Below are 18,999 nucleotides of genomic sequence, written 5' to 3' on the forward strand. Positions count from 1 at the left end.
TGCGCAGGCACCGCCTCGGTCCATCGACCAGAGAATGGAGGCGTTGCGCCGAGCGAACGACATCCGCGTGCGTCGGGCGCAGCTGAAGAAGGACCTCAAGGACGGCCGCGTCCAGATCGAGGACATTCTCCTCGACCCGCCCGAGTACGTCTCCACCGCGAAGGTCTTCGACATGTTGATGGCCGTGCCGAAGTTCGGACGCGTGAAGGCGGCCCGGCTCCTCAACCAGTGCCGCATCAGCCAGTCGAAGACAGTGGGCGGCCTCTCGGAGCGGCAGCGCGGCGAGCTCGTCAACCTCTTCCACAACCGCTGAGCACGACCGGTCATCCGGTCTTCGTCATCACCGGGCCCTCGGGCGCCGGGAAGGGGACGCTGATCCGGGAGCTCCTCACCCGCCTGCCCGAGCTCGAGGTCGCGATCTCGGCGACGACGCGCGCCCAGCGGCCCGGCGAGGAGAACGGGCGTGAGTACTGGTTCCTCGACGAGCCGACCTTCCGTGCCCGCATCGACGAGGGCGCGTTCCTGGAATGGGTGGAGTACGTCTCCGGGAAGTTCTACGGGACGCTGCGAAGCGAGCTGGAGCGCATCTCCGAGAACCATCGCGTCTGTGTCCTCGAGCTCGAGCTCGAGGGTGCCCTGCGCGTCCAGGAGCACGTCGCGGGGGCGGTGACGGTCTTCATCGCCGCCGACGTCGACGAGCTCGAGCGTCGCCTCCGCGAGCGCGCGACCGAGTCGACGGGAGAGATCGGCGAGCGGATCCGCCTCGCACGCCAGCAGCTCGAGCAGGCCCACCGGTTCCGCTACATGGTCCGGAACGACGACCTGCTGCGTGCGAGCGAGGTGCTGGCAGCGATCGTCGAGCGGGAGCTCCTGCTCGCAGGTACCATGACCCGGCGATGATCGAGCCTCGCATCGATGACCTGCTGCCGAAGACCGTCGCCGACGACCGGCCGGCGTCGCGCTACGCCCTCGTGATCATGGCGGCCAAGCGGGCCCGTCAGATCAACAACTACCACCACCAGCTCGGCGAGGGTTTCGGCCTCGAGGCGGCCCCGCCGCCGCTCGTCGAGTCGCGGTCGAAGAACTACCTGACCATGGCGATGGAAGAGATCGCGATGGGCAAGCTCCGCTTCTCCTACCCCGCCCGGTAGCCCCTCGCACACGGTGGGAGCCGTCGCCCCCGCCGGGTGACGCGCCTCGCGGGCACAATGTCCCGATGGCGCGCATCCTCCTCGGGATCACCGGCGGCATCGCGTCGTACAAGGCATGTGAGCTCCTGCGGCGCTTCGTGCGTGACGGTCACGACGTCCTCCCGATCCCCACGGCAGGCGCAGAGCGATTCGTCACCGCCGAGACCTTCTTCGCCCTCGCCCGGCGCGAGCGCCCGTCCGATCCCTATCCCCATCTCGTCGGGGCCGACCTGCTCGTCGTCGCCCCGCTGACGGCGAACACCCTCGCCCGGCTCGCGCACGGCCTCGCCGACGACCTGCTCACGGAGGCGGCGCTCGCGCATCGCGGCCCGGTGCTCGTCGCGCCGGCGATGAACACGGCGATGTGGGAGCACCCTGCGACACGGGCGAACGTCGAGACACTCGTCGCGCGGGGCGTGGAGGTCGTCGGCCCGGTGGCGGGCGAGCTCGCAGAGGGAGAGGTCGGCGTCGGTCGCATGGCGGAGCCGGAGGAGATCGCGGCGCGCGCGACGGCGCTCCTCGCGGGCGGCTCCGCCGTCTCGACGCTCGGGGGGCTCCGCGTGCTCGTGACCGCGGGCGGGACCCGCGAGCCGCTCGACACCGTGCGCTTCATCGGGAACCGCTCGTCCGGCCGGATGGGGGTCGCCCTCGCCGAGGAGGCCCGCCGACGAGGCGCGGAGGTGACGCTGCTCGGGGCGAACCTTCAGGTCACGGCGCCGGCGGGCGTCGAACTCGTGCCCACGCCGACGGCGGCCGACCTCCGTCGTGAGGCGCTGGCCCGGACCGATGTCGACGTCGTGCTGATGGCGGCAGCCGTCGCCGACTACCGCGCCGCCCACCAGGCCGAGGGCAAGCGCGCGAAGGACGGTGAGCCGTGGGTCGTGGAGCTCGTGCCGACACCCGACGTGCTCCGCGCGCTCGGTGCCGCGCGGACGCCGTCCCAGGTGCTCGTCGCCTTCGGTGCCGAGAGCGGGGAGGAGGGCCTCGCCCGAAAGCGCCGGATGCTCCACGAGAAGAGCGTCGACCTCGTCGTCTACAACGACATCGCGCGAGACGACGTCGGGTTCGACGCGCCCGACAACGAGGTCGTCCTGATCACCCGTGAGCACGAGACGCACGTGCCCAAGGCCGCCAAGGCCGAGATCGCACGCGCGGTCATCGACGAGGTGGAGCGGATCCTCGAGGATCGCCCGTGAGCGGCCAGGCGGCGATGGCGGCGCGCGTGACAGAGGCCGCCGACCTCACCGACCGCGTCGTCGCGAACCTCGGGACCGTCGTCCATGCGCCGGCGGAGACGCTTCGCCTGCCCCTCCTCTGCCTCCTCGCCGAGGGGCACGTGCTCGTCGAGGACGTACCCGGCGTTGGCAAGACCGTCCTCGCGAAGGCGCTCGCACGCTCACTCGACCTCTCGTTCGCGCGGGTGCAGTTCACGCCCGACCTGCTCCCGGCGGACGTGACGGGCGTCAACGTCTACGACCAGCGTGCCGGCGGCTTTCGCTTTCGACCAGGCCCCGTGTTCGCGAACGTCGTGCTCGTCGACGAGATCAACCGGGCGTCGCCGAAGACCCAGTCCGCCCTGCTCGAGGCGATGCAGGAGACCCAGGTCACCGTCGACGGCGTGACGCATCGCCTCGATCGCCCGTTCCTCGTGATCGCGACGCAGAACCCGGTCGAGTACGAGGGCACGTACCCGCTCCCCGAGGCCCAGCTCGACCGCTTCGCCGTGCGGATGGCGATCGGGTATCCCCCCCTCGCGGAGGAGGCCCGGATGCTCGCCGAGCAGACGACGGAGCCACCGCTCGACCACCTCGGACCGGTCGCCGGGCGGACAGAGGTGACGGCGGCGATCGAGGCCGCACGACACGTGTTCGTCGAGGAGAGCGTGAACCGGTACACCGTCGCCCTGCTTCGGCACACGCGGGACGACGAACGGCTCGCGCTCGGGGCGAGCCCCCGCTCGGGCGTCGCGCTGCTCCGTCTCGCGAAGGCGCGGGCGGTGGCCGAGCGTCGCGACTTCGTGCTGCCCGACGACGTGCGCGCCGTCGCGCCGACCGTGCTGCCCCACCGGCTGCTCCTCGCCCCCGAGGCCGTCTCGACCGGTCTCTCCGCACTGCAGGCCGTGCACGACGCGCTCGACGCGACGCCGGTTCCGGTGTGAGACGCCGTGGCCGGCTGGCGATCGCGCTGGGGGCGGTTGCGCTCGTCGCGTCCTGGTTGTTCGGCTCGATCCCGCTCGCCCCGGTCGGTGCAGGCCTCATCGCCGCCGGGCTCCTCGCTCTCGGCTGGCGGCGCCTGAGCGCTGCGGGCGCTCGGCTCGAGCGACACGCCCCCAAGCACCTGGTCGAAGGCGATCCGCTCCGTCTCGAGCTGCGACTGAGCGCGGCCCGTGCTCCGCTCGGGCGTGCGACCGCGATCGAGCGCGTCGGCATCCTCGGCGAGCATCCCGTCACGCTCCGGCGCGGACGAGGCGTGCTCGCGATCGAACGGCTCCCCCGCGGCCTGTACGTCCTCGGGCCGGGGACGCTGGTGCTCGAGGACCCACTCGGGCTCGAACGCGTGACGATGGCGCTCGACGAGACGGCGCACCTGTGTGTCCGACCTCGCGTCGTCCCCCTCCGGCGACCCTTCGTCGGCAGCGACGGCGTCTCCTCCTGGGGACGCAGCCGTCCGCTGCGCAGCCCGAGCGGCCTCGAGCCCCACGGGATCCGGGAGTACCGCGATGGCGAGCCGCTGCGCGCCGTGCACTGGCCCTCGACCGCCCGACGCGGCGAGTTGATGGTGCGCGAGCTCGACGACCCCTCCGGTGACCAGGTCGTGGTCGTGCTCGACGGGGACGCCGCCGGCGACGTCGGGCCGCGTGGAGCGTCCAGCTTCGACGAGGCCGTACGCGCGGCGGCCTCGATCGCCGCCTCGGTCGCGGGCCGCGGTCGTCGGGTGAGGCTCGTCGTCCACGGCGCGAGGATGCGCGCCTTCCGGTTCGGCTCGACGGGCCGGGAGTGGGACGCGGCGCTCGACGGGCTGGCCGCCGCCGAGGCCGACGCGACCACTCCGGTGCACTCGATCCTCGGTGGCTCGCGGAGCGCCGTGAGTGGAGCGACCGAGACGGTCGTCGTCACCGCCCGTCCATCGCTCGCGCTGGCCCGTCGCCTCGGCAGGCTGCCGGGCGCCGCGCTCGTCGTCGTGGACGCTCCGACCTACGTGGGCACGGCGCGGTCGGAGCCCGATCCGTCGTTGCTGCGGCTCGTGGCGAGTCGGGTGCCGGTCGTCGTCCTACGGTGTGGGGACGACCTCGCCGCCTCGCTCGGTGGAGACACTCGGGAGCGGCTCGGTGCGTGACCGACTCCGCGCGCTGATCGCGGCCGCCGCGCCTGCGGCGGCCCTCGCCCTGCTGTGGGGCCGCATGGAGGAGCCCGTGTCGCTCGGCGTACTGCTGGCGGTCGCCGCGCTCGCGATCGCGCCCGCCGGCGTTCGCCGGGCCGGGCTGCGCGCCGTCGTCGCCGTCATGGTCATCCTCGCCGGCCTCTCGCTCGTCTTCCGAGCGGCGCCCCAGGAGCTGCTCCCCCGTACGGAGGGGACGTGGCTCGGCGCCATCGTGGGGCAGGCGAAGGACGGGCTCCGCGGGTTCGAGCGGGTCGCTCTGCCCTTCGACCCGGGCGAGCGACCCGAGATGCACGCCCTCGTGCTCGTCGCCGTGCTCGGATTCGGGATCGCCGTCGCGCTCGCAGTCGCCGCGCGACGGCCGCTCCTCGCGAGCGCCGCGGTCGTCGTCGGTGGCGGCTGGGCGACGGCGAGCGTCGACGGTGGGCCCGATCTCGCACTCGGCGCCCTGCTCCTGGCAGCGACGCTCTGGCCTCTCGTCGTACTACGTGTCCGGTCGCCCCGCGAGGGCGTCACGAGCGCAGCCGCCGTCCTGCTCGTGCTGACGGTCGGTGCAGGCGCGGCGGCCGCCGGCGCCGTGCCGCGCGAGCCGTACCTCGACTGGAAGAGCTGGTCGCTCGTCGGCTCGATCGGTGAGCGCCTCGGCGTGCGGTACGTGTGGGACGGGCAGTACGACGGGATCCGGTTCCCCTCGCGGCGCACGACCGTCCTCCGGATCACAGCCGATCGGAGCGCGCGCTACTGGCGGGCGTCGACACTCGACCTCTTCACGGCCGACCGGTGGATCGAGAACCTCTACCCCGTGGTGCTCTCCGAGCCCAGCCGCCGACTCCCCGGCGACCCGCTGCTCCCGGAGGCCGCGGGCGATCCCGAGGCCTGGGTGAGGCAGGACGTGGAGGTCGTGCGCCTCGACGACGATCGCCTCGTCTCCGCGGGACAGCCGATGCGCGTCGAGAGCACGACGCTCTCACGTGTCTTCGTGCTCAGCGGGGGCGTGATGAGGGTCCCCGACGGGATCGGGCGCGGCGAGCGCTACACGATCTGGGGCTACGTGCCGAGGCCGCTGCCGCGCGACCTCGTCCGGTCGCAACCCACGTATGCCGCCGGCCTCGCCCGGTACCTGGTGATCGATCGCGCCGCACTGCCCCCCTTCGGCGAGCCGCGGCGAGAGGCCGTCGTCGAGCGGCTGTTCGTGGACGACCGCTACATCGCCGTGCGCGCGTATCGGCCGCTGTGGGAGGAAGCCCGGCGGGTCGCCGGCGGTGCACGGTCTCCCTACGAGGCGACGTTGGCGATCGAGCGCTGGCTCCGGACCAAGGGCGGCTTCCGCTACGAGGAGCAACCACCACGCGGGCAGGCGCCGCCGCTCGTCGACTTCGTCGCGCGGCACCGAGCCGGGTACTGCCAGCACTTCGCCGGGACGATGGCGCTGATGCTGCGGATGCTCGGTGTGCCGTCGCGTGTCGCCGTGGGCTTCACGAGCGGGAAGTGGAAGGACGGCGTCTGGGACGTCGCCGACCGCGACGCCCATGCGTGGGTGGAGGCCTGGTTCGACGGGTACGGCTGGGTCACGTTCGACCCGACACCCGGCCGCGGCACGCTGACCGCGGGCTACACCTTCGCTTCGGACTCGGCCGATGCGATCAGGGCGCTGGGGCGCGGCGCCCTGCTGGACGTCGTCGACCTCGGAGCGACGACCGGCACCGTTGCCGGCGCATCCCCGGCGGCGGCCGCCGAGGACGGCCCTGCGCCCGCACGAGGACGAGCGGCGGCCCTCGTCGCGCTCGGCGTCCTCCTCGCGCTGCTCGCGGTCGTCCTCGCGAAGCTCGTGCGGCGGCGCCTCCGCTACGTCTCGGGCGACCCGCGCCGGATCGCGCTCGCGGTCCGGCGCGAGCTCGAGGACGTGCTGCTCGACCAACGCGTCCCCGTCCGTCGCGGCGCGAGCCTGCCGGAGCTCCGCGTCGCGGCCGAGCGCGGTCTCGGCGTACCGCTCGGCGCGCTCGTCGAGGCCGTTGGGCGTGCGCGCTTTGGCCCGCCCGAGCGTGCCGGGAGCGCGGCCGCCGACGCGCGACGTGAGCTGCGGCGCGTTCGCGCGCTGCTTCGTGAGCGGACACGGCCGGCAACGCGGGCGCGGGGAGCGCTGTCTGTCCGCTCGCTGGTCGTGCGCTGAGCGCGAACCGACGGATCCTTGACACCGTCGGCACGCTGTACGGGTGAGCGAGGCCTACGAGCTCTACCAGGAAGGCCGCGAGCGGCTGCGGGCCGGGCACGCGGCCCAGGCGACCGTTCCCCTCGAGCGCGCCAAGCGCCTCGAGCCGGAGAAGGCCTCGATCCGAGAGGCGCTCGGCATCGCCTACTTCCGGATCACCCGCTGGAGCGAGGCGGAGGCCGAGTTCCGCAAGATGCTCGAGCTGTCGCCCGTCGACGGCTACGCCCATCTCGCGCTCGCTCGAAGCCTCGAGAAACAGGGTCGCGCCGACGAGGCGCGACGCCATCGCAAGCTCGCCCGCGGGCTCGGCGCGACGTCGGAGTGATCCTCCGACGCGGCTCCCCTGCGCGCTAGGCGTCCGCGTCGTCCTCGAGGAGGTCTGCGACGACCGACGCGTGGCTGCGGAACCGGCGCCGGACGGCGTCGCCGAACGTCCGTCGATACTCGTCGTCCGTCCCCTCGGGGAGCGTCGCCGCGTATCCCTCGCGCACCTCCAGCAGTCGGTCGGCGATCGCGTCGGCGACGAGCTGGTAGTCGCCGTAGGCCTCCTCCGCCGAGTCCCGCCCGCTGCCCTGCCAGACGACGAGCGCCGCGTCGGCCTCCACCAGGAGGTCGGCCTCGTCGTCGGCGAACAGGTCGAGCTGCCGGCCGACGAGATCGTCGAAGCGACGGCGGCGCCTGATCACGACACGAGCTCCGCGTAGGTCTCGAGGTGCAGGCGCGCCGCTTCCTCCCACGTGAGCTCGTGACGCGCCTTCTCGGCACCGCTGCGGGCTGCGGCGAGCGCCGCCGGGTCGCCGAGGAGCTCGGCGAGGGCCGTGGCCAGCGCATCGACGTCCCCCGGCGGGACGACGCGGCCGGCCCCGTACCGCGAGACCACCTCTCCGAGCCCGCCGACGTCGTAGACGACGGCCGGGACGCCGCTCCCGAGCGCGCGAAGCAGCGCACCCGACTGGTCGAGCTCGGCGCGGTACGGGAAGAGGGCGACGGTCGATGCCGCGAGCACCCGGTCGAGTGCCTGCGCGTCCAGCCAGCCGAGCCGCCACTCCGCGCGGGCGCCGGCCCGGGCCCGCAGATCGTCGAGGGGCATGCGCGGGTCGCCGGCGACGAGCAGGCGGGCGTCGTCGACCTGCAGCACCGCGTCGACGGCGTCGGGGACTCCCTTGTACGGGCGGAGCGTGCCGACCACGAGTGCGGTGCGCCCGTCGTCGTCGCGGGCGATGGGCCCGCGGAAGACGGGGTGGGGGATGACGCGGAGCGCCGCGGGCTCGAGCCCGAAGTCCTCGAGCGCCCGGCGACCGTTCAGGGAGTGGACGACGATCCGGTCGAAGCGCGCGAAGAGCCGCCGCCACGTGCGCTCGCGATGCGCGGTGCGGCGGGGGAGGAGGTCGTGCGCGGTGAACACGAGGGGGGCGCGCGACCGGAGCAGCCACGCGTCGATCTCGGGCGCGCCACACCACTGCAGGTGCACCACGTCGGGACGGGCGACGGCGAGCCGTGCGAGCCCCAGAGGGTGCTCGAGCGCCTTGACCGCGAGCCGGGCCCGGTGCGCCCCGATCCGCACGGACAGCGGGTAGAACGTCTCGCGCACACGGTAGCCCTCCGCGTCGGGCGTCGGGCCGTAGCGAAACCGCGACGTGACGAGCTCCACGTCCGCGCCCGCACCGGCGAGCGCCCGCGCCAGCGCGTGGTCGTAGGGCGGCGTGTAGGCGGGAGGGTCGGCGAGGAGGATGTGCATCCGGCGCCCGTAGAGTAGAGAGGACCCATGACCGGATCGCCGGTGAGCCAAGGCACCCCCGTCCGTCCCGGCGACGTCGAGGCCGCCCGCACGCGCTTCCCCGTGCTCGAGCGGGTCGCCTACCTGAACGCGGGCACGTTCGGGCCGCTCTCGCGCGACACGGTCGCCGCGATGCGGGAGGAGCAGGAACGCGACCTCGTGGAGGGACGGGCGGGGCTTCCGTACGTCCTCGAGACGCAGGCGCTCCGCGAGGAGGTGCGCCGCCGCGTCGGCGAGCTCGTCGGCGCCGCGCCGTCGACGGTCGCGCTGACGACGTCGACGACCGAGGGGTGCAGCATCGTCCTCGCGGGGCTCGACCTCGGGCCCGGGGACGAGGTCGTCACGACGACGGACGAGCACTTCGGGTTGCTCGGCGCCCTGGGGGCGTCGCCGGCGCGCGTCGTCGTCGTGCCTCCGCGGCCGGAGGAGATCCTCGCCGCGGTGACGTCCCGCACGCGCCTGATCGCGACCTCCGAGGTCCTGTGGACGACGGGCGACGTGCTCCCCGTCGCGGAGCTCCGGGAGCGCAGCGGGGTGCCCGTCCTCGTCGACGGCGCGCAGTCCGTGGGGGCGATCCCCGTCACGGCGGCGGGCTTCGACTTCCTGACCGTGTCCGGGCAGAAGTGGCTGTGCGGGCCGGACGCAACCGGCGCCCTCGTGGTCGCGCAGCCGGAGCGTCTTCGCATCGCCTCGCCGACGTACTTCTCACAGGCCTCGTACGAGCCCGACGGGAGCTTCGTGCCGCGCGCCGGGGCACAGCGCTTCGAGCGGAGCTGGTGGTCGCGCTCGACCCTCCGGGGCCTCCTCGTCGCGATCGCCGAGCGGCCCTCGTGGGCAGCGGAGGTCGCGTTCGCCGCCGCCGACCGCTGCCGTTCCCTCCTCGCCGACCACGTCGAGCTGGTCGGGTCCGGAGCGTCGACCCTCGTCTCCTTCCGTCCCCCGCGAACCAGCGCGGGGACACTCGTCCAGCACCTCCACGACGCCGGCGTGGTCGTGCGCGAGCTCCCCGGGCGCGAGCTCGTCCGGGCCTCGGTGGGGTGGTGGACGAGCGACGACGACCTCCGTCGGCTCGTCGACGGAGTCGCGAGCGCGGCCGAGGCCGTCCGCTAGGCGGTCCGCAGCCCGAGCTCGGGTGCGATCGGCTGCAGTGCCGCGACGACGTTCGCGATGTGGTCGTCGAGCGGGAGATCGAGCAACTCGGCCCCCGCGTAGACCTCCTCGCGGTGCACGCCGGCCGCGAACGACGGCTGCTTGAGCTTCTTGCGCACCGACTTCGGCTCGAGGCCGTCGAGGCCCGTCGGCCGCACGAGCGCGCACGCGTGGACGAAACCGGAGAGCTCGTCGCACGCGAAGAGGACGCGCTTGAGCGGGGTGTCGCGCGGGAGCCCCAGATGCTCCGCATGGGAGAGCACCGCCGTGATCAGCTCCTCCGGATACCCCTCCTCACGGAGGATCGCCGCGCCGTCCTGCGGGTGCTTGTCGAGCGTGGGGTGGATCTCGTAGTCGAAGTCGTGGAGGAGCGCGGTCGCGCCCCACAGCTCCTCGTCCTCTCCGTACTGGCGCGCGTAGAGCCGAACGGACGCCTCGACGGCGAGTGCGTGCCGGAGCAGTGACTCGCTCGTCGTATAGCGGGTCAGCGTCTCCCAGGCTCGCTCGCGGGTCACCTCCATGCCGGGCGGTACGATACCCGCCGCCTCATGGAGTCGTTCGTGATCGAGGGTGGCCGGGCTCTGTCCGGCACCGTGCGCGCAGCCGGCAACAAGAACGGCGCGTTGCCGATCCTCGCCGCGACGCTCCTCGCCGCCGAGCCGGTCCGACTCGAGAACGTGCCGCGGATCCGGGATGTCGAGACGATGGTCGAGCTCATCGCCGATCTCGGCGCGGCCGCGAGCTGGACGGGGCCGAACGAAGTCACGATCGACGCGTCCGGCGTGACGCGCACGTCGCTGAACCCCGACCTCTGCCGCCGCATCCGCGCCTCGTTCCTCCTCGCCGGCCCGCTGCTCGCGCGTTTCGGTCGCGCGACGGTGCCGCCGCCCGGTGGGGACGTGATCGGCCGTCGCCGCCTCGACACGCACATCCACGCCTTCGCCGAGCTCGGTGTCAGCGTCGAGCTCAACGGCGCCTACGAGCTCACCGTCGGGCGGCTGCGCGGGAAGCGGCTGTACCTCGACGAGGCGTCGGTCATGGGCACCGAGAACGCGATCATGGCCGCCGTGAAGGCCGAGGGCGAGACCATCGTCGGTCACGCCGCGTGCGAGCCCCACATCCAGGACCTGTGCCGCTTCCTCGTCTCTCTCGGCGCCGAGATCGACGGCATCGGGTCGAACATCCTCCGCATCCAGGGCGTCGACACGCTCCGCGGCGGTGCCTTCCGGATCGGGCCCGATCACATCGAGGTCGCGAGCTTCGCCGCCCTCGCGGCGGTCACCGGCGGCGCCGTCACGGTCGACGGCGTCGAGCCCGACGACCTGATCTCGATCGTGCCCTCGTTCCGCAAGCTCGGGATCGAGCTCGAGGTCGCCGAGCGATCCGTCCACGTGACCGCCGGGCAGCACCTTCGGGTGGAGGACGACCTCGGCGGCCAGATCCCGAAGATCGAGAGCGGGATCTGGCCGGCCTTCCCCGCCGACCTGACCTCGATCGCCGTCACCGCCGCCACCCAGGCGCACGGCACCGTCCTGATCTTCGAGAAGATGTTCGAGAGCCGCCTGTTCTTCGTCGACAAGCTCGTCTCGATGGGTGCGCGCATCATCCTCTGCGACCCGCATCGGGCGGTCGTCACGGGGCCTGCGAAACTGTACGGCGAGCGTCTCGAGAGCCCGGACATCCGCGCCGGGATGGCGATGCTGATCGCGGCGCTGTGTGCGGAGGGGAGGTCGACGATCGGGAACATCGGACAGATCGATCGAGGCTACGAGCGCATCGACGAGCGCTTGCGTGGCCTCGGCGCGTCCGTCGAGCGAGCGGACCTGTGAGCGGGGCGCGGATCACGCCCGGGGCGGGGACGGCGAACGTCGCCACCGGCGTGTCGCTGCTCGACCACCTGCTCGGTGAGCTCGCCGCCGCCGGCCGCTTCGACCTCGCCCTCGAGGTCGACCCCGACGACCCGGAGGCCGAGGTGGACGCCGCGGGCGCGTTACTGGGCCAGGCGGTCGCACCGCTGCTGACGGACGGTGCCCACGGGGCCGCGACGCTCCCTGCCGACGAGGCGCTCGCGATGGTGGTCGTCGAGCGATCGGGGCGCGCGCTCGTCGCCTCGAACGCGGACCTGACCGGGGTCGGCGGGCTCGGATCGGATCTCGCCGACCGGTTCCTGCGAGCGCTCGCGGAGGCGGCCGGGCTCACGCTCCACGTCCGGCTGATCGAGGGCGAGGAGTCGGACCACGTGCTGGCGGCGATCTTCAAGGCGCTCGGCGTCGCGCTCGCGCGCGCGTCGGCGCGGTAATTCAGACGACGGAGGTGGACATGGACAAGGACGTGATCCGGACGGAGGACGCGCCTGCACCGTTCCAGGGCGCACCGTACAACCAGGGGATTCGCATCGGTGACCTCGTGTTCGTGGCCGGGCAGGTCGGCCTGCGTCCGGGCGACGCCGCCATCGAGGGCGACATCGAGCAGCAGACCGAGCAGGCGATGAGGAACATCTCGTCGATCCTCCAGGCGGCGGGAAGCTCTCTCGACCGCCTCGTGAAGACGACCGTGTTCCTGCAGGATCTCGACGACTTCGCGCGCATGAACGCGGTGTACGCCCGCTTCGTCGGCGAGCGCCCGCCCGCCCGCTCGACCTTCGCCGTCGCCGCGCTGCCCGCGGGCGCGCTCGTCGAGATCGAGGCGGTCGCCCACCTCTGACCGGCGGCCACCCGGCGTCCCCCACGCAACAGGACACCGGCCACTCCGTCCAGAATCCCTAACCGTGCCCACTGCCGTCCGCCGGTTCGTGCGCTCGCTCGGCATCGACGCGTACGTCGTCGGGGGGGCGGTGCGGGACGAGCTGCTCGGGATCCCGCACGGGGACGAGGACTTCCTCGTCCCCGGCGTCGACCACGACCGGCTCCGTGGGCTCCTCGCGCCGTACGGGCGGGTCGCGGACATGGAGGTGCACGGGCAGCTCGTCGGCGTACGTCTGCACCCCGACGACGACGAGGTCCGCGGCCTCGCGCCCAAGGGCATCGAGTTCACCCCTCCGCGCGCCGAGCGCTCGACGGGGCCCGGGCACCGCGACTTCGAGATCGTGAGCGACCCGGGAATCGGGGTCGCCGACGACATGGCCCGCCGCGACTTCACGATCAACGCGCTCGCCCGGCGTCTCGACACGGGCGAGCTGGTCGATCCCTTCGGCGGGCTCGTCGACCTGGCGCGACGTGAGCTCAGGGTGCTGTCGCCGCAGGCGTTCGTGGAGGATCCGCTGCGCCTGCTCCGTGGGCTGCGCCTCGTCTCGCAGCTCGGGTTCACGCCGACGGGCGACACGCTCGCGCGCATGCGCCTCGAGGCGATGGGGCTCCGCCACGTGTCGGCGGAGCGCATCGGTGGTGGCCTGGCGGCGGACGGGCTCGGCGAGCTGTCGAAGCTGCTCCTCGGCGAGCGTCCCGGGCTCGCCCTGCGCCTCGCGCGCGAGACCGGCGTGCTCGTCGAGGTCGTTCCGGAGTACGCGGCCGTGATCGGGCTCTCGCTCGGGAGCGACCGCCAGCCGCTCCCGCTCGACGAGCACATGATCGCCGTCGTGCAGGCGACCGCCGACCTCGGAGCGCCTCTCGCCGTTCGGCTCGCCGCCCTCCTCCACGACGTCGGGAAGCCGGCTGCAGAGGCCGGCGGTGGCAGCCATGCGGCCGCCGGGGCGGTGATCGCACAGTCGATCCTGCGCCGCCTCCGCTATCCGGCCCGGATGCAGCGCCGCGTGACGACGCTCGTGCGCGAGCACGCATTCCGCGTGGACGCGGTCGACGACGTGTACGCCCGTCGCTTCCTCGCCACGCACGGCGACGCCGTGGCGTACGACCTCGTCACCCACAAGCAGGCCGACCTCTCGGTGAAGGACGTCCCTGCCGCCGAACGTGACACGATCGTCGCCCTGCGCGCGGCGCTCGAGCGTGCGCAGGGGAGCCCGCACCGCGTCGGTGACCTCGCGATCGGCGGCGCCGACCTGATCGCGGCAGGCTTCCGCGAGAGCCCCGAGCTCGGAACGGTCCTGCGGGCGCTCCTGGACGTGGTGCTCGAGGATCCCGCCCGGAACGACCGGGAGTCCCTGCTCGCGCTCGCCGAGGAGCTGCGACCGTGACCGCCGACGAGGTGCGGCGGCGCCTGGACGAGATCCGGGCCGTGGCCGGCCCCGGCGTGACGGTCGTCGCGGCGACCAAGTACGTCCCGGTCGACCAGATGGCGATCCTCGCCGACGCGGGCGTCGAGGTGGTCGGCGAGAACCGTGCCCAGGACCTGGAGCGCAAGCGTGCCGTCTACGGCGACGCCTTCCGGTGGCACTTCATCGGCCACCTCCAGTCGAACAAGGTGAAGGTCGTCAACCGCCACTGCGAGCTCGTCCACTCGCTCGACAGCGACTCCTCGGCCCGCCGCCTCACGATCCCGGCGTTGCTCGAGGTCAACCTGAGCGGTGAGAGCACGAAGGGGGGTATCGCCCCCGACGAGATCGCCGGGTACCTGGATCGGTACCCCGGGCTCATTCGCGGGTTGATGACGATGCCTCCGCTCACCGCCGACCCCGAGGACTCGCGACCGTGGTTCCGTCGCCTGCGCGAGCTCGCGGTCGACCACGGCCTCGAGGAGCTGTCGATGGGGACGACGCAGGACTGGCGGGTGGCGGTCGACGAGGGCGCCACGCTGATCCGGGTCGGCTCCGTCCTCTTCGCGTGATCGGCCGCGGGGCGGCCTCGGGGATCGAGCCGATCCGGCCGCTCCATTAGGATGCACGCGTCATGGGCCTCTCCGACATGTGGAGCCGGACGCTCGTCTACTTCGGGATCGCCGAGGAGGAGGACTGGGACGACGACGAGCTCGTCACCGACGAAGTGGCCGAGCGCGAGTCACGGGCACGGACCCGCCACAACGTGCGCCGGCTGCAACGCCCGAGCGATCCCGACAGCTGGACGGACAGCGAGAGCCTCTCCGGCACGGCGGTGCAGCCGACGCCGACGCCGACCTCCTCCCGCCGGGCCCGGCTCCGTGGAGTCGACTCCGGCGCACAGGTGAAGGTCCACCTCGTCCTGCCCCGGAGCTTCAACGACGCACAGCAGATCGCCGACAAGTTCAAGGACCAGATCCCCGTGATCCTGAACCTCCAGAGCGCCGACAACGAGCTCTCGAAGCGCCTCATCGACTTCGCGAGCGGTCTCACCTACGCGCTCGACGGGAGCATGCAGCGCGTCGCCGACAAGGTGTTCCTCCTCACACCACGGAACGTGGAGCTCTCCGCCGAGGAGCGCGCACGCGCGCTCGGTGGGGGGAGCGGCTTCTTCAACCAGGCGTAGGGAACCGCGCCGCGGCGCCGAACGTCGCCTCGTGGGCGGATCACCCGTCATCCTGCTCTTGCTCGCGGACGCAGCGTCGTCCGTCCAGCGCTTCGTCGACGTCTTCGTCGGCGTCTACATCCTCCTCGTCTTCGCGTACGTGCTGCTGTCGTGGATCCGGCTTCCGTACTCGTCGTTCGTCGAGCGCGTCCGACGCTTTCTCTTCGACATCTGCGACCCGTACCTCCGACTGTTCCGTCGGTTCATCCCGCCGCTCGGCCCGCTCGACCTCTCGCCGATCGTGGCGATCTTCGCGCTGATCATCCTCCAACGCCTCGTCAATGCGCTCATCGGGCGCATCCTGTAGCCAGAAGGGAGTACCGCCATGCCGCTGACACCGGTCGAGATCAGACACATCGAGCTCCGTCGAGGGCTTCTCGGCTACAAGCGCGCGACCGTCCACCGCGTGATGGAGGACATCGCCGACAGCTTCGAGGCGGTGTGGCGCGAGCGTGCCGAGCTCATGGAGCGCGTCGAGGCGCTCGAGACCGAGCTCAACCGTCATGTCGAGCTCGAGGCGCTCCTCCGTTCGACACTGGTCTCGGCCGAGCGAGCGGCTCACGACATGCGCGATCAGGCACGTCGCGAGGCAGACGTGATCGTCGGCGAGGCGAACGCCGAGGCGAGGAGGATCCTCCGGGAGGCGATCGCCGAGAAGGAGACGCTGCTGGCAGAAGTCCGGAAGATCCGTCTCCTCCTGCGGTCCGCGCTCGAGGTCGTCGACACCATGCCCGGGGAGACGACGGTGACCGTCCCCACTCGACCGACGCAGGTCGGATCGCCGGCCGAGACGGAGACGACCGACCCCGGCGTCCGTCGCATCGCCGGCTGAGGAAATCCACCCCCGTCTATCCTTGGGGCATGGAGCGCCGCGCTGTTCGCCTGCGCCTTCGTGTCGCCCCCGGCGCCGACCGCCCGGCGATCGTCGGCCGGCACGGGGACGCATGGAAGATCCGGGTCTCGGCACCCCCCGAGCGGGGACGGGCGAACGACGCCGTCGTCACCCTCCTGTCCGAGACCATGGGCATCGCACGTCCGAACGTCCGCGTCGTCGGCGGGATGACCTCGCGGGACAAGGTCGTCGAGCTGACGGGCGTCACCTCCCAGGAAGCCGAGCGGCGGCTCGCCGCAGGAAAGGAGTCACCGTGAACGTCGATCTCGACACCCGACGAGCCGAGTTGCTGGAGCTCCGCGACCGGCTGACCGCTGCGGCCGAGGGCATCATCCGCGACGACGAGGACGCCAGCGAGATCAACAGCCCAGCCGGTGACCAGCACATGGCGGATCACGCATCGGACGTCCTGGAGCGGGAGATGGATCAGACGCTCGGGGAGAACGCCGGGCACATCCTCGTGGAGATCGACGACGCCCTCGCCAGCATCGACGCCGGGACCTACGGGCGCTGCAAGGTGTGCGGAGCGGAGATCCCGGAGGAGCGACTGGAGGCCGTCCCGTACGCGACGCTCTGCCTCGACGACAAGCGGCGGCAGGAGCGCGCGTGACGGAGCCCGCGACGCAGGAGCGGTCGAGGTCGCTCGACGTCCGCGTCGGGTCCGCGACGAACGCGCTCCGCCCGCTCTCCACGGTCGAGCGGCCGCTCGGCGCCTCGTGGACGAACTGGCTGTCCCTCGTCCTCGTCATGGGGGCAGCGGTCGCCGCCGACCAGCTCACGAAGTGGACGGTCAGCTCGACGCTCGCCCTCGGTGACGGCGTTCCCGTGCTCGGCCCGTTCGCGATCAACCACGTCCGCAACACGGGGATCGCGTTCGGCCTCTTCGCGGACTCGACCACGGCCGTGATCGCCGTCACGACGATCGCGGTCGGCGCGATGGTCGTGTTCTTCGCCCGTTCCGCGCAGCGCCACCCGCTCCTCACCGTCGCGCTCGGGCTGGTCCTCGGAGGCAGCGTCTCGAACCTCGTCGACCGCGTCCGGCTCGGGTACGTCACCGACTTCCTCGACGTCGACTACTGGCCCGCCTTCAACCTCGCGGACACCTTCATCACCGTCGGCGTCGCGTTGCTCTTCGTCTCCCTCGTCGCGGCCGACCGGACGAGCTCGCGCGTTGGCGACGCTCCGCTTTCCCGTCCCTGAGGAGGACAGCGGCTCGCGGCTCGACCGCGTGCTCGCCGACCGGCCGGAGATCGCGTCGCGCGCGGAGGCGGAGCGCCTGCTCGCGACCGGCGCGGTGACCGTCGGCGGTGCCCCTGGGCGCAAGAGCCGGCGCCTCGCAGCCGGGGAGGAGGTCGCCGTCGACCTCCCGGAGGCGGTCGCTCTCGAGCCGGCGCCGATCGCGATCCCCATCCTCTGGGAGGACGAGCACCTGCTCGTCGTCGACAAGCCGGCGGGGCTCGTCGTCCATCCCGCCGGCCGCCCGCAGGAGCCGACCATGGCGCACGCCCTGCTGGCTGTCGGAGCCGCAGGCGGAGACGACGAGCGCCCCGGCATCGTCCACCGCCTCGATCGGGACACGTCGGGCCTGCTCGTCGTGGCGCGCTCTCCGCGCGCGCACGAGCTCCTGACGGACATCGTCCGGCGACGGGAGCTCGACCGCCGGTACCTCGCGCTCGCACGCGGTCGCCCACGGTCGCGCACCGGCCGCATCGAGGCGCCGATCGGCCGTGACCGCCGCGACCGTACGCGGATGTCGCTCGACACCGCCACCCCCCGGGACGCCGTCACGTGGTTCGAGGTCGTCGAGCAGCTGGAGGATCACGTCCTCCTCGAGGTCCGCCTCGAGACGGGCCGGACACACCAGATCCGGGTGCACCTCCTTGCGATCGACCTGCCCGTTGCGGGTGACCCGGTGTACGGCATCGGCGGCGACCTCGGTCTCGACCGTCAGTTCCTGCACGCCCACCGCCTCCGCTTCCGTCATCCGATCACGGGGGAGGACGTCGACGTCCGGTCGCCGCTGCCCGACGACCTCGCCTCGGCCCTCGAGCGCGCGCGAGGCTGAGCTCCCCGGGGGCGGCGAGATCGTGGCGACCGTCGCGAGCCGCTACGATGTCGCCGTCCCGTTCCGACCACCCGGTGGGCAATCCGGACGGCGGTGCCGCGGCGTTCCGCCCGGTTCCGTTCGGATCCGCCGGCCGACGTAGCGAAACCAACCGAAAGGGGCTGATCCCTTGGCAGTCGTCTCCATGAAGGAGCTGCTCGAGGCCGGAGTGCACTTCGGTCACCAGACGCGGCGCTGGAACCCGAAGATGCGCCGCTTCATCTACGCCGAGCGCGGGGGCATCCACATCATCGACCTCCAGCAGACACAGGCGCTGGCCCAGGCGGCACACGACTTCGCGCGGAACATCGCGGAGCGCGGCGGAGTCGTGCTCTTCGTCGGGACGAAGAAGCAGGCGCAGGATGCGGTCGCCGAGCAGGCGACCCGGGTCGGCATGCCCTTCGTCAACCACCGCTGGCTGGGGGGCCTGCTCACCAACTGGCGGACGATCTCCGACCGCATCGCCTACCTCCACGAGCTGCGGCGCCTGAAGCAGGAAGGGCAGCTCGACCTGCTGCCGGCGAAGGAGCGGATCTCGATGGAGGGTGATCTGGAGAAGCTCGAGGCGAATCTCGGAGGCGTCGCCGACCTCAAGCGGCAACCCGACGCGGTCTTCATCGTCGACCTGCGGACCGAGCAGCTCGCCGTCAACGAGGCGCGGCGGCTCACGATCCCGGTGATCGCTCTCGTCGACACGAACTGCGACCCCGACGAGGCCACCTACGTGATCCCGGGCAACGACGACGCGATCCGCTCGTGTGCGCTCATCGTCCGGGCCGTCGCCGACGGGATCGCCGCGGGACGGTCGAAGGTGACGGCCGAGGAGATGGTGGCCGAGACGTCACCGGAGACGGCCGGCGCGGCGGCCGAGAGCGCGCCGGAGGAGCCCGCGGCGGCCGAGAGCGCGCCGGAGGAGCCCGCGGCGGCC

The 18,999-nt window shown here is 72.5% G+C and carries 25 protein-coding genes; 22 read left to right on the forward strand and 3 right to left on the reverse strand.

The window, feature by feature from the left end; all coding sequences use genetic code 11:
* Positions 1-43 precede the first annotated feature (43 nt).
* From mihF to AC162C_RS11300, 8 genes are all read left to right on the forward strand, one after another.
* On the forward strand, positions 44-313 hold the full coding sequence (gene mihF, locus AC162C_RS11265; RefSeq protein WP_462974735.1) for an integration host factor, actinobacterial type: 270 nt from the start codon (positions 44-46) through the stop codon (positions 311-313).
* Complete coding sequence (gene gmk / locus AC162C_RS11270) at positions 229-900, forward strand: guanylate kinase (protein WP_484097633.1); 672 nt, start codon at positions 229-231, stop codon at positions 898-900. The genes mihF and gmk overlap by 85 nt, the downstream gene beginning before the upstream one ends.
* Entirely contained in the window at positions 897-1,151 is a 255-nt protein-coding gene (gene rpoZ, locus AC162C_RS11275) for a DNA-directed RNA polymerase subunit omega (protein WP_484097634.1), read from the forward strand. The genes gmk and rpoZ overlap by 4 nt, the downstream gene beginning before the upstream one ends.
* Positions 1,152-1,216: 65 nt before the next feature.
* Complete coding sequence (gene coaBC, locus AC162C_RS11280; RefSeq protein WP_484097635.1) at positions 1,217-2,386, forward strand: bifunctional phosphopantothenoylcysteine decarboxylase/phosphopantothenate--cysteine ligase CoaBC; 1,170 nt, start codon at positions 1,217-1,219, stop codon at positions 2,384-2,386.
* The gene (locus AC162C_RS11285) at positions 2,383-3,348 is read left to right on the forward strand and encodes an AAA family ATPase (RefSeq protein ID WP_484097636.1); all 966 of its coding nucleotides are present in this window, start codon (positions 2,383-2,385) and stop codon (positions 3,346-3,348) included. The genes coaBC and AC162C_RS11285 overlap by 4 nt, the downstream gene beginning before the upstream one ends.
* Positions 3,345-4,526, forward strand: coding sequence for a DUF58 domain-containing protein (locus tag AC162C_RS11290; protein ID WP_484097637.1), 1,182 nt, complete (start codon positions 3,345-3,347; stop codon positions 4,524-4,526). Before AC162C_RS11285 ends, AC162C_RS11290 begins: the two co-directional genes overlap by 4 nt.
* The gene (locus AC162C_RS11295) at positions 4,519-6,738 is read left to right on the forward strand and encodes a transglutaminase-like domain-containing protein (RefSeq protein WP_484097638.1); all 2,220 of its coding nucleotides are present in this window, start codon (positions 4,519-4,521) and stop codon (positions 6,736-6,738) included. Before AC162C_RS11290 ends, AC162C_RS11295 begins: the two co-directional genes overlap by 8 nt.
* 43 nt (positions 6,739-6,781) lie before the next feature.
* Positions 6,782-7,102: a tetratricopeptide repeat protein gene (locus AC162C_RS11300; protein WP_462974742.1), complete on the forward strand. Its 321-nt coding sequence runs from the start codon at positions 6,782-6,784 to the stop codon at positions 7,100-7,102.
* Between the two features lie 25 nt (positions 7,103-7,127).
* On the opposite strand, the gene AC162C_RS11305 is transcribed toward AC162C_RS11300, so the two are convergent.
* Complete coding sequence (locus tag AC162C_RS11305; protein ID WP_484097639.1) at positions 7,128-7,463, reverse strand: hypothetical protein; 336 nt, start codon at positions 7,461-7,463, stop codon at positions 7,128-7,130.
* Positions 7,460-8,515: a glycosyltransferase family 4 protein gene (locus tag AC162C_RS11310; RefSeq protein ID WP_484097640.1), complete on the reverse strand. Its 1,056-nt coding sequence runs from the start codon at positions 8,513-8,515 to the stop codon at positions 7,460-7,462. Before AC162C_RS11310 ends, AC162C_RS11305 begins: the two co-directional genes overlap by 4 nt.
* A gap of 42 nt (positions 8,516-8,557) precedes the next feature.
* Here AC162C_RS11310 and AC162C_RS11315 point away from each other — a divergent pair, with 42 nt between their 5' ends.
* The gene (locus AC162C_RS11315; protein ID WP_484097641.1) at positions 8,558-9,664 is read left to right on the forward strand and encodes an aminotransferase class V-fold PLP-dependent enzyme; all 1,107 of its coding nucleotides are present in this window, start codon (positions 8,558-8,560) and stop codon (positions 9,662-9,664) included.
* On the opposite strand, the gene AC162C_RS11320 is transcribed toward AC162C_RS11315, so the two are convergent.
* Positions 9,661-10,224: an HD domain-containing protein gene (locus AC162C_RS11320; protein ID WP_484097642.1), complete on the reverse strand. Its 564-nt coding sequence runs from the start codon at positions 10,222-10,224 to the stop codon at positions 9,661-9,663. The genes AC162C_RS11315 and AC162C_RS11320 overlap by 4 nt on opposite strands.
* A 27-nt stretch (positions 10,225-10,251) precedes the next feature.
* Between AC162C_RS11320 and murA the strand changes: the two genes are divergently transcribed.
* From murA to rpsB, 13 genes are all read left to right on the forward strand, one after another.
* Positions 10,252-11,532 (forward strand): UDP-N-acetylglucosamine 1-carboxyvinyltransferase, encoded by a 1,281-nt coding sequence (gene murA, locus AC162C_RS11325; protein ID WP_484097643.1) that lies wholly within the window; start codon positions 10,252-10,254, stop codon positions 11,530-11,532.
* Positions 11,529-12,002 (forward strand): imidazoleglycerol-phosphate dehydratase HisB, encoded by a 474-nt coding sequence (gene hisB, locus AC162C_RS11330; RefSeq protein ID WP_462973668.1) that lies wholly within the window; start codon positions 11,529-11,531, stop codon positions 12,000-12,002. Before murA ends, hisB begins: the two co-directional genes overlap by 4 nt.
* Before the next feature lie 20 nt (positions 12,003-12,022).
* Complete coding sequence (locus AC162C_RS11335; RefSeq protein WP_484097644.1) at positions 12,023-12,406, forward strand: RidA family protein; 384 nt, start codon at positions 12,023-12,025, stop codon at positions 12,404-12,406.
* A 64-nt stretch (positions 12,407-12,470) separates the two neighbouring features.
* Positions 12,471-13,832: a CCA tRNA nucleotidyltransferase gene (locus AC162C_RS11340; protein WP_484097645.1), complete on the forward strand. Its 1,362-nt coding sequence runs from the start codon at positions 12,471-12,473 to the stop codon at positions 13,830-13,832.
* Positions 13,829-14,422: a YggS family pyridoxal phosphate enzyme gene (locus AC162C_RS11345; protein ID WP_484097646.1), complete on the forward strand. Its 594-nt coding sequence runs from the start codon at positions 13,829-13,831 to the stop codon at positions 14,420-14,422. Before AC162C_RS11340 ends, AC162C_RS11345 begins: the two co-directional genes overlap by 4 nt.
* A 62-nt stretch (positions 14,423-14,484) precedes the next feature.
* Complete coding sequence (locus AC162C_RS11350; protein ID WP_484097647.1) at positions 14,485-15,036, forward strand: cell division protein SepF; 552 nt, start codon at positions 14,485-14,487, stop codon at positions 15,034-15,036.
* Between the two features lie 31 nt (positions 15,037-15,067).
* Positions 15,068-15,382: a YggT family protein gene (locus tag AC162C_RS11355; protein WP_462973663.1), complete on the forward strand. Its 315-nt coding sequence runs from the start codon at positions 15,068-15,070 to the stop codon at positions 15,380-15,382.
* 18 nt (positions 15,383-15,400) lie between these two features.
* Positions 15,401-15,907, forward strand: a complete 507-nt coding sequence (locus AC162C_RS11360) for a DivIVA domain-containing protein (protein ID WP_484097648.1) — start codon at positions 15,401-15,403, stop codon at positions 15,905-15,907.
* 29 nt (positions 15,908-15,936) lie between these two features.
* Entirely contained in the window at positions 15,937-16,224 is a 288-nt protein-coding gene (locus AC162C_RS11365) for a DUF167 domain-containing protein (protein ID WP_484097649.1), read from the forward strand.
* Entirely contained in the window at positions 16,221-16,577 is a 357-nt protein-coding gene (locus tag AC162C_RS11370; RefSeq protein ID WP_484097650.1) for a TraR/DksA family transcriptional regulator, read from the forward strand. The genes AC162C_RS11365 and AC162C_RS11370 overlap by 4 nt, the downstream gene beginning before the upstream one ends.
* A complete protein-coding gene (gene lspA, locus AC162C_RS11375; protein ID WP_484097651.1) occupies positions 16,574-17,167 on the forward strand; it encodes a signal peptidase II in 594 nt (197 codons plus the stop codon). The genes AC162C_RS11370 and lspA overlap by 4 nt, the downstream gene beginning before the upstream one ends.
* Complete coding sequence (locus tag AC162C_RS11380; protein WP_484097652.1) at positions 17,139-18,032, forward strand: RluA family pseudouridine synthase; 894 nt, start codon at positions 17,139-17,141, stop codon at positions 18,030-18,032. Before lspA ends, AC162C_RS11380 begins: the two co-directional genes overlap by 29 nt.
* Positions 18,033-18,201: 169 nt before the next feature.
* The coding region (gene rpsB / locus AC162C_RS11385; RefSeq protein ID WP_484097653.1) for a 30S ribosomal protein S2 at positions 18,202-18,999 on the forward strand (798 nt) is incomplete at its 3' end.

Source organism: Gaiella sp., from assembly GCF_057140465.1.